9 protein-coding genes are annotated in these 11,445 nt (G+C 68.2%); 6 read left to right on the top strand and 3 right to left on the bottom strand.

Translation table 11 applies throughout. The features are described 5' to 3' along the window. The 3 genes from I71_RS09410 to crtI all read right to left on the bottom strand — a co-directional run. A partial coding sequence (locus I71_RS09410) for a lysophospholipid acyltransferase family protein (RefSeq protein ID WP_049976012.1) occupies window positions 1–734 on the bottom strand: 734 nt, incomplete at its 3' end. An 18-nt stretch (window positions 735–752) separates the two neighbouring features. Continuing rightward, on the bottom strand, window positions 753–2,306 hold the full coding sequence (locus I71_RS09415; protein ID WP_042694207.1) for an NAD(P)/FAD-dependent oxidoreductase: 1,554 nt from the start codon (window positions 2,304–2,306) through the stop codon (window positions 753–755). Further along, complete coding sequence (gene crtI, locus I71_RS09420; protein ID WP_049976013.1) at window positions 2,303–3,802, bottom strand: phytoene desaturase family protein; 1,500 nt, start codon at window positions 3,800–3,802, stop codon at window positions 2,303–2,305. The genes I71_RS09415 and crtI overlap by 4 nt, the downstream gene beginning before the upstream one ends. 117 nt (window positions 3,803–3,919) lie before the next feature. On the opposite strand from crtI, the gene I71_RS09425 reads away from it, so the two are divergent. The 6 genes from I71_RS09425 to I71_RS09450 all read left to right on the top strand — a co-directional run bounded on the left by I71_RS09425 (window position 3,920) and on the right by I71_RS09450 (window position 11,444). Beyond that, complete coding sequence (locus I71_RS09425; RefSeq protein ID WP_244433729.1) at window positions 3,920–5,392, top strand: aldehyde dehydrogenase; 1,473 nt, start codon at window positions 3,920–3,922, stop codon at window positions 5,390–5,392. 42 nt (window positions 5,393–5,434) lie between these two features. Beyond that, complete coding sequence (locus I71_RS09430) at window positions 5,435–5,896, top strand: DUF4126 family protein (RefSeq protein ID WP_042694211.1); 462 nt, start codon at window positions 5,435–5,437, stop codon at window positions 5,894–5,896. Between the two features lie 298 nt (window positions 5,897–6,194). Continuing rightward, a complete protein-coding gene (locus tag I71_RS09435; protein ID WP_042694213.1) occupies window positions 6,195–7,556 on the top strand; it encodes a globin-coupled sensor protein in 1,362 nt (453 codons plus the stop codon). 138 nt (window positions 7,557–7,694) lie between these two features. After that, complete coding sequence (locus tag I71_RS09440; RefSeq protein ID WP_244433730.1) at window positions 7,695–8,768, top strand: AbrB family transcriptional regulator; 1,074 nt, start codon at window positions 7,695–7,697, stop codon at window positions 8,766–8,768. 97 nt (window positions 8,769–8,865) lie between these two features. Continuing rightward, window positions 8,866–10,023 carry a PLP-dependent aspartate aminotransferase family protein gene (locus I71_RS09445; protein WP_042694218.1) on the top strand — a complete coding sequence of 386 codons (1,158 nt, stop codon included), beginning with the start codon at window positions 8,866–8,868 and terminating at the stop codon, window positions 10,021–10,023. A gap of 191 nt (window positions 10,024–10,214) precedes the next feature. Further along, a complete protein-coding gene (locus I71_RS09450) occupies window positions 10,215–11,444 on the top strand; it encodes an imelysin family protein (RefSeq protein ID WP_042694220.1) in 1,230 nt (409 codons plus the stop codon). Window position 11,445: the final 1 nt, after the last annotated feature.

The raw sequence follows: 11,445 nt of genomic DNA on the forward strand, positions 1-11,445 counted from the left end.
GGCGCGCGCCCGGCGCCCAGGTCGTAAACGCCGCCGATGCCGACCGTTCCTTCGATCAGCGTGAGAAAGCGCGCCGGGTCACGGCCCTGCGCATCGAGCGCCAGCCGGTCCATCACCGCCTCCAGCCGCGCCTCCAGATCCGCGGCGATGTCCGGCACCGGCAGATCCGCGAAATCGGCCGCCTCCACCGGCTCACCGAAGCGGATCAGGGCTTCCGGCGTGCGTTCGTCCCAGAACGGGTATTCGACCGCCAGCGGCACCACCAACGCCGAGGGCATGCGGCGGACCAGATGGGCGACGCCCGGCCGCAGGGTCACCGGGCGGCGGCGCGGATCGGTGAAGGCGCCCTCCGCGGTGATCCACAGCATGGCGTGCGGGTCGGCCAGGATATGCTCGGCAGTGCGCAGGAAGGTGACGGCCCCGGCACGGCCGGGCTGCAAGCCGAACAGGCCGAGGCGGCGCATGAAGCGGTAGCGGCGCAACATCTCCGCATCGATAGGCCCATAGCCCGGCCGTCCTCTGAAGCGCGTGGTGCCCATCGCGATCAGCAGGGCGGGGTCCCACCAGGACGGGTGGTTCAGGTAGAGGATGACCGGCCGGCCCGGCGGCAGGACCGGCCAGCCCGGCCGTGCCAGCCGCACAGCATGGAAGCCGCGCCGCAGCCGCCGCCTCATCACGCCGCCGAAGAACCAGCAGAGCAGCCGCGACCGCACCGCAACCGGATCGTCCGTCATGCCTCTTGCCGCCTTCCGTCAGGCCACCGCCCGTTCGGCGCCACCCTGGGCATCGGGCCGGCCCCCGCCGCGCATGTCCCGATCCAGACTGTCGGCGGCGATCCAGCCCGACATCAGCACCATCGGCATGCCCGGCCCCGGATGGGCGGCGCCGCCGGCCAGATACAGCCCGTCGACATCGCGGGACCGGTTGCCCGGCTTGAAGGCGCCCATGAAGCGCCCATGGCTCGCCAAGCCATAGATGGCGCCGTTCAGCACCTTGTAGCGGTCATGGATGTCGCGGGGAGTCAGCACATGCTCGACCCGGATGCGGTCCTCCAGGTCGGTCAGGCCGGCGGTGCGCTTCAGCTTGTCGAACACCACGCGGCGATAGGCCGGCAGCATGCGGTCCCAGTCATGGCGCGGGCGCAGATAGGGGGTGTGGACCAGCACATACAGCGCCTCCCCTCCCGGCGGGGCGACGCCCGGCTCGGTGCGGGCGGGGGCGGCAATGTAGCAGGTCGGATCGGGCGCCGGCTCCCCCTGCCTGTAGATCCAGTCGAATTCCTCCTCCGGATTGCGGGAGAAGACGAAGTCATGGTGCAGCAGATGGTCGTAGCCGCGGTCCAGCCCCAGGTAGAACACCACGCCGGAACAGGCCGGCTCATAGCTGCGGCGCCTGGCGAAGCGCTTGGCCGGCTGCCCGCCCACCAGTTCCTGGTAGGTGCGGACTGAATCCATGTTCGACACCGCGGCCGAGACCGGGATGCGCTCGCCGTCGTCGGTCTCGACCGCCCACACCCGCCCGCGATCCACCTCCAGGCGGCGGACACCGGCATTCGTTCGGATCTCCACCCCCAGCCGCCGCGCCACCCGTTCCAGCGCCGCCGGCACGGCACGGGTGCCGCCCATCGGATACCAGACACCGTCGTTGGTTTGCATGTGGGCGATCGCGCACAGCACGGCCGGCGAGCCGTAGGGCGAGGACCCGACATACTGGGTGAAATGGTCCAGCATCTGCGCCGCCCGTGCGTCCGGGACATGGCTACGGATGGTGCCGGCCACCGTGCTGCCCATGCGGAGCGCCAGCACGTCGGACAGGGTGCCGGCATTGAAGCTGTTGCGGAAGTTCAGCGTGTCGCCCAGGTCTTCCACCGACTTCCAGAAGAAGAAACGCTCGGAGATGCCGTGCAGCCGCTCCGACATCGCCTGGAAGCGGCGATAGCCCTCTCCCGCCCCGCTGCCCGGAGCCAGCCGGTCCAACTCGGCGGCCATGGTGCCGACGGTCTCCGACAGGTCCAGCACCGTGCCGTCGTCGAAGAAGCAGCGCCATTGCGGCTCCAGCCGGACCATCTCAAGCTCGCGGTCGAGATCGCAGCCGGCCTCTTCCAGGATGCGGCGCAGGACACGCGGCACCGTCAGGATGGTCGGCCCCATGTCGAAGCGGAAGCCGCCCTCCTCCAGCACCGCAGCCTTGCCGCCGACCCAGCCATTCTTCTCCAGCAGGGTGACCTTGTGCCCGCGCGCCGCCAGCACAACCGCCGCCGCCAGTCCGCCAAGGCCGCCGCCAATCACCGCGATCCGATCCGTCATGCGATTCCCCCCGCAATGGCCTGCCGCAGCATGCCCGACACGCCCATGGTCTTGGTGCGCCAGGGCGCCGGCAGGCCCAGTTCCTGGGCCAGCAGCCGCGCCGTGATGCGTGCGCCTTCGAAAATCACCGGCAACCCGCTGCCGGGGTGGGTGCCGCCGCCCACCAGATAAACGCCGTCCAGATCCTCGAACCGATTGCGCGGACGGCGGTGCAGCATCTGGTCCAGGCTGTGCGCCAGATTGAAGGTGGCGCCGCGGTGAACGGCGAACTGGCTTGCCCAATCGGCCGGCGTCACCACCCGCTCCACCCGAATCCGACGTTCCAGATCGCCCAGCCCGAAACCGGCCAACCGGTCAAGAATGAGCCGGCGGTAGTGCGGCGCCTCCGCCTTCCAGTCGATGTGGCCGCGTTGGTGGCCGACCGGAACCAGGATGTAGAGCGTGCTGCCGCCGGGCGGTGCCATCGCCCGATCGGTGACGCAGGCATTCTGAACATAGATCGACGGCCGGCGGGGCAACTCGCGGCACTCCTCGATCTCCGCGAGGTTGCGGGCGTAATCCTCCGCCAGATAGACGGTGTGGTGGTCCAACCCGTCCATCTTCCCTTCGATGCCCAGATAGAGCATGAAGGTGGAGCAGGAGAATTTCTTGGTGGCGAGACGGGCGTCGCTCCAGCGCCGGCGCAGGTCGTCGGGCACCAGCGTCGTCATCGCGCGGGCGAAGTCGGCGTTGATGACCAGCGCGTCGGCCGGATAGTCGCCGGCCTCCGTCCGCACGCCGACGGCGCGTCGGCCCTGGAACCGGATGTGGCGCACCGTTTCGTTCAGCCGGACGGTAACACCCAGGCTCTCCGCCGTGCGGCGCATCGCCTCCATCACCGCCTCCGTCCCGCCGCGCGGGTGGAAGACGCCGTGCTCGTGCTCCAGGAAGGACAGGATGGTGAACAGGCTGGGGCAGCGGAACGGCGACATGCCCAGATATTTGCTCTGGAACGAAAAGGCGAGACGGATGCGCGGGTCCTGGAAATAGCGGGATAAATCCGCATCCACCGACCGGTGCGGCGCCAGCCAGCCCAGGGCCTTCAGCATCGGCAGCGTGGCCAATGCCCAGGGGCTGGAGAAATCGGATTCCAGAACCGGCCTGAACCGCTCCATCTTCGCCCGGTTGTCGGCCAGGAAGCGCGGCAGCCCGTCGGCATCGCGCGGGCTGAGTTTGGCGATTTCCGCCATCAGCGCCTTCATCTGCGCATGGACCCGCAATTCGCCGCCGCCTTCGAACACCAGCCGGTAAAGCGGGTCGAGGCGGATCAGATCGACATCGTCCGACAGGCGCCGGGCGCAGGCTTCGAAGATCTCCTCCAGGATGCGGGGGTAGAGGAAGAAGGTCGGGCCGCTGTCGAAGCGGTAGCCGTCGAGCGAGAAGCCCGCCGACCGGCCGCCGATGCAGTCCTGCCGTTCCAGCACCGTCACCTTCGCACCCGTAAGCGCCAGGAGCATCGCGGATGCCAACCCGCCCGGTCCCGCGCCGATGATCACGACTTGTCGTTCCATCCGCTTGCCAAACGCTCCTGCGCTGCCGAACTCTGTCGTGATGGTTACGAAGCTGGGTCGAAAATGGATCGCAACAACAGCCCCTCTCCTGACGTCGTAACTCCTTGGAAGAAAGAAGAGGTCAATCGGGATACGGGTGGCTTTCCGGCATGGTCCGTACAGGATATTTCCTCGCGACTCGCGGTTATTCGCAGACTGCGCCACCGGATTTCCGCCGGTGCGGAAGAGCTGATCGGATCACTGGACAATCGGCCCGGCCGAACCGCTGCGGAAAGCGTCAGTGGCGAGATCCTGCCGCTGGCGGAGGCCTGCCGGTTTCTGGAACGTGACGCTGCGGCCCTGTTGGCGCCAAGGCGGCTCGGCCGGCGCGGTCGCCCGATCTGGCTGTTCGGGGTGGAGGCCGAGGTGCGGCGGGAGCCGGTCGGCACGATCCTGATCGTCGGACCGTCCAACTACCCGCTTCTGCTGCCGGGCGTCCAGGCGATCCAGGCCTTGGCTGCGGGGAACCGGGTCCTGGTCAAGCCGGCGCCGGGATGCAGCGCGCCGATGGTCCTGCTCGGGCGCTGGCTGGAGGAGGCCGGGTTGCCGCCGGGTCTGTTCCGGCTGTTGGACGAGTCCGCCGACGCGGTGGCGGAGGCCATTGCCGATGGAATCGACAAGCTGGTGCTGACCGGCTCGGCCGACACCGGACGGGCGGTGGCGGAGCGGCTCGCCCGGCATCTGGTGCCTTCGACGATGGAGCTGTCGGGCAACGATGCCGTCTTCGTTCTGCCCGGTGCCGATGTCGAGCAGCTCGCCCGCGCACTGGCCTTCGGGCTGCGGCTGAACGGGTCGGCAACCTGCATCGCGCCGCGGCGGGTGTTCGTTCCACACGGGATGGCGGCGGGGTTGGAAGCGGCGCTGCGCCGCCATGTCGGCACGATCCCGCCGGTGCCGGTGTCGCTTCCGACCAGGTGCCGGCTCGCCACCCTGGCGCGGGATGCGGTGGCGGGGGGAGCGCGCGCCCTGGGAGAGCTGCCGCGCGAAGACAGCCCGGCGATGATGCCGCTGATCCTCGCCAACGCAGCGCCCGGCATGGCGCTGCTGCGCGAGGAGGTCTTCGCCCCCGTCCTGTCGCTGGTGGCGGTAAAGGACATGGAAGAAGCGCTGAAGGTCGCCGCCGGCAGCCCCTATGCACTGGGGGCATCTATCTTCGGGCCGGTGGCTCAGGCGCGGGAATTGGCCGGGCGGATCGATGCCGGGACGGTGACGATCAACGACCTGATCGTGCCGACCGCCGACCCGCGCCTGCCCTTCGGCGGGCGCCATGCCAGCGGCTGGGGCGTGACGCGCGGGGCCGAAGGGCTGCTGGACATGACGCAGGTGAAGACCGTTTCGGTCCGCAGCGGCCGGTTGCGTCCTCATTTCGACCCGCCGCGCGAGGGCGACGAGGCGCTGATGCTGGCGGCCATGCGCCTGTTCCATGGCGCCCCCGGCACCCGGACCGGGGCACTGCGCCAACTTGTTCAGGCTGTGCGTCGACGGCCGCGCCAGTGATGCTCGCAAGACATGATGCCCGCATACAGGATGGATGACCGGATGCTCCCCTTGATCCTCGCCTTTCTGATCGGCTCCGTCGCCGGCTCCCGCACCCTGATCGCCCCGGCCGCCGTCAGCTGGGCCGCCTATGGCGGCTGGCTCGACCTGTCGGGAAGCTGGCTGTTCTTCCTGGGCCATCCGGTGTCGCCCTGGGTCTTCACCGCCATGGCGGTGGGGGAGCTGGTCGTCGACAAGCTGCCCACCACACCCAGCCGCAAACTGCCCTTCCCTTTCGTCAGCCGCATTGCCGGCGGCGCCATTGCCGGGGCCGCCATCGGGGCGAATGCCGGCTTCTGGATCGGCGGTCTGGTCGCCGGTGGCATCGGCGCCGTCGTCGGGACACTTGCCGGCTATGCACTGCGTATGCGCATGGCCGCCGTCTTCGGCCGAGACCGCCCTGCCGCGCTCGTCGAAGATGTGGTGGCGCTGGTGGCCGCAGCACTGATCGTTACCGCGGCTTGAGTGAGCTTACCTCTCGACGTCTCGCTATTCAGCCATGATCAGCCCTTCAACCAATTCGGGAGCCGGGACGTTTCGCTACGGAGTCCGCCGCAGGGGGAGCAGCAGCGGATAGGCTGCTTATGGAATAGGTCAGGCGATATGGCGGCCTTATTCCATGACCAGCTGCCGATCTCCTCACTACGCATATCTGAATATGCACAAAATGAGGGCCCCAAATGCGGTTTGCCCGAAATCCGGATAACTCGCTATTTCGTAGAATTGTCCATTCGAGGCACCGGAACCAAGGACCGTCCGAACCATGACCGTCGATCTGACTCACGCACAGGCGAAGAGACTTGCCGCCTTCTCGATTTCCGAAGACGATCTCGCCCGCCTGCGGGGCAACCGTGAGTTCGTGGACAGCCGCCTTCCCAAGCTTCTGGAGGATTGGCACCGGCATTTCGATGCGTGGCCGGAGATCCAGGCGGCGCTGAAGCATCCCGATGTGCATGCCGCCCGTCTTGACCATTGGATGCGGGCGGCGTCCGGCAGGATCGACACCGGTTTCCTGGAGTCCGCGCACCGGCTCGCGACCCAGTTCTACCGCAACGGCGTTCCGGCCTACGCGGTGGCGATCTGCCACCATATCGTCAGCTCCAACATCGCCCGCGAACTCGGTCTCGCCGGGGGCGACGAAGGGCTGGTGGCCGGGCTGTTCGGTGCCGGTGCCCGCCGCCACCGCGCCGCGCAGTTGGAAACCCTGAACAAGATCGCCTGGTTCGACATGGAACTGCTTCTTGAAACCTATCGGGAGGCGGAAGAGGAGAGCAAGCGCGCCACGCTCGACCAGCTCGCCGGCAGTTTCGAGGACAGCGTGAAAAGCATCGTGGACGGCACGGTTGCCGCCTCCAACCGGATGCAGGCCCATGCCCAACGCATGTCGGAGATCGCCACCACCACCAGCCGCCGGTCCGCCGATGTCGCGACCGAAACGGAAATCGCGTCGTCCAGCATGCAGACGGTGGCTGCGGCGACGGAACAGCTTGCCATGTCCATCGCCGACATCAGCCGGCATGTCGACGAATCCTCCCGGATTTCCTCGTCCGCCGTCGACGAGGCGGAACGGACCAAGGAAACCGTCAGCGGACTGGTGGACGCCGCCCAACGCATCGGCGACGTGGTCGACCTGATCAACTCCATCGCCAGCCAGACGAACCTGCTGGCGCTGAACGCCACCATCGAGGCGGCCAGGGCCGGCGAGGCGGGCAAAGGCTTTGCCGTTGTGGCGCAGGAGGTGAAGAACCTCGCCAACCAGACCGCCAAGGCGACGGAGGACATCTCCACCCAGATCGCCGGCATGCAGAATGCCGCCAGCCAGGCTGCCGGAGCGATCCACGCCGTCGGCCGCACCATCACCCACATCAACGAAATCGTCTCCACCGTCGCCGCCACGGTGACTCAGCAGACCGCCGCGACCCAGGAGATCACGCGCAACGTGCAGGAGGTCGCGGTCGGATCGCGCCGGGTCACCGAATCCATCGGCGAGGTGACCCAATCCTCGTCGGAAACCGGCGGCATCGCACAGGAGGTGCTGACCGCTGCAGGAGCACTTCACCGGCAGGCGGACGAGCTACACCGGGGCGTCGGCGAGTTCCTGACCCGGATCCGGGTCGCCCGCTGATCCGCCGTTCCACCATCCGCCGCCCAGCCATCTGCCGCTCCGCGATGCATGGCAGCCGCGCCCCTCACCCGCTGGACGGATGGGGCCGGCGGCAGGCAGCATGAGGCGGTTGCAATTCAGTCCTGCGGGTATGGGTTCGTGGTGGGTGCAAAAGAGGGGGGCGGCCCGGCGTTCCGCCTGCGGACGGTCGCGCAATGGGTGGGCCTGCTCGCCCTGTCGGCGGCGCTGACGCTGGGTCTGGATGCCGTCGGCCTGCCGGCGGCCTGGCTGATCGGGCCGATGATCGGGGCGATTGCGCTCGGCGTCGGCGGTGCCTCGATCCGCGTGCCCCCCTCCGGCTTCAGCATCGCGCAGGCGATCATCGGCTGTCTCGTCGCCCATGCCGTCACCTCCTCCATCCTGCTGTCGATCGCCCGGAACTGGCCGCTGATGCTGGGAACCGTCGGGCTGACGGTGCTGGTCAGCGGCATCGTCGGCTGGCTGTTCGTGCGCTACGGCAGCCTGCCCGGCACGACCGCGGCCTGGGGCGTGTCGCCGGGCGCGGCCTCCGCCATGGTCGCCATGGCCGGGGATTATGGAGCGGACGTTCGGCTCGTCGCCGTCATGCAGTATCTGCGCGTGGTGCTGGTGGTGCTCAGCGCCTCGCTGGTGACCCATGCCCTGACCGCCGGACCGCAGGGCGCCGGCCTGCCGGTGGCGCCGGTGGAAGCGCTGGATTTGCGCGGGCTGGCGGCGACTCTGCTGATCGCCGGGGTCGGTGGCTGGATCGGGCACCGCTTCCGCATCCCCTCGGGCGCTCTGCTGGTGCCGATGGTGCTTGGCGCGCTGGTCCAGGCAGGCGCGGGAGTGACCCTGCAACTGCCGCACGCGCTGCTGACCGTCACCTATACCCTCATCGGCTGGACCATCGGCCTGCGCTTCACCCGCGAGGTGCTGCGCCACGCCCTGCGCGCGGTGCCGCAGATGCTGCTGTCGACCGGGTTGATGATCGCCCTGTGCAGCTTGTCCGCCTGGGTGCTGGTCACGCTGCTGCCGACCGACCCGCTGACCGCCTTCCTCGCCACCAGTCCCGGCGGACTCGATTCCGTGGTGGTGATCGCGTTGGGCAGCGGGGTGGATCTGCCGCTGGTGCTTGCCCTGCAGACCCTGCGCCTGTTCGTGGTCGTGCTGTCCGGCCCGCCGCTGGCGCGGTTGATCGCACGCTATGCCTGACCCTTCGGCGACACGGATCGGGGCGCCATTGCGCCGCGGCCTCCGCCGGACGTATCCTCGATTCCCCCCTCAAGCCAGATCCCGGAGTGCCCCGGCAATGACCGACCGTCCCCACCGTCCCGAAACCATCGCCGCCGGCGCCCTGGGCTTTGAGGATGCGGCCAGCGGCGCGGTCATCCCGCCGATCCACCCGTCCACCACCTATGTCCGGGATCCCGACAACGGCTATGGCCGCGGCCGGGTCTATGCCCGCGCCGACAACCCCACCTTCGACATTCCGGCCAGGACCATCACCGAGCTGGAAAAAGGAATCGACACGCTGCTGTTCGCCTCCGGCATGGCGGCGGCGACCGCGGTGTTCCAGGCTTTGGATCCCGGTGACCATGTGCTGGTGCCAGACGTGATGTACTGGGCCTTCCGCAACTGGGTGCATGGCCCCGCGACCCGCTGGGGTCTGAAGGTCGAAGGGGTGGACACCAGCGACACCGACGCGGTGCGCGCGGCCCTGCGTCCCGGCCAGACCCGGCTGGTGTGGGTGGAGACCCCGGCCAACCCGCTGTGGACCGTCACCGATATCGCTGCCGTTGCCGAACTGGCGCACGAGGCCGGGGCGTGGCTGGCGGTGGACAGCACGGTCGCCACCCCGGTGCTGACCCGGCCGCTCGAACTGGGGGCCGACATCGTCATGCATTCGGCGACCAAATACCTGAACGGCCATTCCGACGTCGTCGCCGGCACCCTGACCGCCGCCCGCAAGGACGAGTTCTGGGGCCGCATCAAGGCGGTGCAGACCCAGCAGGGCGGAATCCTCGGCAGCTTCGAGGCATGGCTGCTGCAACGCGGCCTGCGCACCCTGTTCGCCCGCGTCCGCTGGCAGAGCGCCGCCGCCATGACGCTGGCGGAGCGGCTGTCTGCCCATCCGCAGGTGGCGGACGTGCTCTATCCCGGCCTGCCTGGCTTCCCCGGCCACGGCATCGCCTCCCGGCAGATGAGCGGCGGCTACGGCGGCATGCTGTCCATCCGGGTGAAGGGCGGCACCCAGGCCGCCATCGACACCGCCGCCCGTGTCGGTATCTGGCGCCGCGCCACCTCGCTGGGCGGGGTGGAAAGCCTGATCGAGCATCGCGCCAGCATCGAGGGGCCGAGTTCCCCGGTGCCGGGCGACCTGCTGCGGCTGTCGGTCGGACTGGAGTCGCCCGACGATCTCTATGACGATCTGGCCCAGGCGCTGGTCGAGGCCACTCGCCAGGGCTGAAACGGGCAGCAATCCCACCATCCACAGGACACGGTAGCGGGACATATCGACGCGGCACGGCGGCGCTTGGGCGTTTCCGAGTACCCCCAACGCGGATAGGGCTTGACAGTGAGAATGATTCGCGACGTTATTCTTTGAGAATAAGTCGCACTTGCTGTCATTACCGACCACCGACGTTCGAGGAGACCTCCATGTCGAAGCGCGCTGCCGGCTTTGCCGCCGTAGCCGTCGTTGCCCTGCTGCCGTACGGTGCCCAGGCTGCCGGTCCGGCCTATAAGGACGTTGCGAAGACCTACGCCGACATCGCCCATGCCGCCTATGAGGACGCCACCAACGGCGCCAAGGCGCTGAAGAAGGCGGTGGACGCCCTGGTCGCCAAGCCGACCGAGGAAAATCTGGCTAAGGCGCGCGACGCCTGGAAGGCCGCCCGCGTCCCGTACATGCAGACGGAAGCCTTCCGCTTCGGCAACCCGATCGTCGACGAATGGGAAGGCAAGGTGAATGCCTGGCCGCTGGACGAAGGCCTGATCGACTATGTCGACGAGGGCTATGCCGGTGGCGAAAGCAACCCCTATGCCAAGGCGAACGTCATCGCCAACCCGAAGATCACGGCCGGCGGCAAGACTATCGACGCCACCAAGATCACCAAGGATCTGCTGACCGAAAAGCTGCACGGCGCCGGCAAGGTGGAGGCGAACGTCGCCACCGGCTATCACGCCATCGAATTCCTGCTGTGGGGCCAGGATCTGCACGGCACCGGTCCGGGTGCGGGCGAGCGCAAGGCCACCGACTATGCCAAGGGCAAGGACTGCACCAACGGCCATTGCGACCGCCGCATCCAGTATCTGAAGGTCGCCACCCAGATGCTGGTCGATGATCTGGCCGAGATGACGGCCGACTGGGCCGCCAAAGGCAAGGCCCGCGTCTCCATCGCCAAGGCGCCGGAGAGCGAGGGTGTCGGCCGCATGCTGACCGGCCTGGGGTCGCTGAGCTATGGCGAGCTGGCGGGCGAGCGCATGAAGCTGGGCCTGATGCTGCACGATCCGGAGGAGGAGCATGACTGCTTCTCCGACAACACCCACAATTCGCACTATTACGATGAAGTCGGCATGGTGAACGTCTACAACGGCAGCTACAAGCGCACCGACGGCAAGACCGTCTCCGGTGCCTCGCTGTCGCAGCTGGTCGCCGCCAAGTCCGCCGACGCCGACGCCGCGGTGAAGACCGCCATGGCCAACAGCATGAAGGCGATGCAGGCGATCAAGGACACCGCCGACAGCGGCAAGATGGCCTACGACCAGATGATCGCCGCCGACAACGACGAGGGCAACAAGCTGGTCTCCAACGGCATCGACGGTCTGGTCGCCCAGAAGAAGGCCCTGGAAGGCGCCGTTGCCGCGCTGGGCGTCTCGGTCGAGTAAG

Origin of the sequence: Azospirillum sp. B506 (assembly GCF_000333595.1) — a bacterium.
In the GTDB taxonomy this organism is placed as follows: domain Bacteria; phylum Pseudomonadota; class Alphaproteobacteria; order Azospirillales; family Azospirillaceae; genus Azospirillum.

Coding starts and splice junctions, on each gene's coding strand:
- I71_RS09415 (WP_042694207.1), bottom strand. CDS start 2,306: ATGACGGATCGGATCGCGGTGATTGGCGGCGGCCTTGGCGGACTGGCG.
- crtI (WP_049976013.1), bottom strand. CDS start 3,802: ATGCTCCTGGCGCTTACGGGTGCGAAGGTGACGGTGCTGGAACGGCAG.
- I71_RS09425 (WP_244433729.1), top strand. CDS start 3,920: ATGGATCGCAACAACAGCCCCTCTCCTGACGTCGTAACTCCTTGGAAG.
- I71_RS09430 (WP_042694211.1), top strand. CDS start 5,435: ATGCTCCCCTTGATCCTCGCCTTTCTGATCGGCTCCGTCGCCGGCTCC.
- I71_RS09435 (WP_042694213.1), top strand. CDS start 6,195: ATGACCGTCGATCTGACTCACGCACAGGCGAAGAGACTTGCCGCCTTC.
- I71_RS09445 (WP_042694218.1), top strand. CDS start 8,866: ATGACCGACCGTCCCCACCGTCCCGAAACCATCGCCGCCGGCGCCCTG.
- I71_RS09450 (WP_042694220.1), top strand. CDS start 10,215: ATGTCGAAGCGCGCTGCCGGCTTTGCCGCCGTAGCCGTCGTTGCCCTG.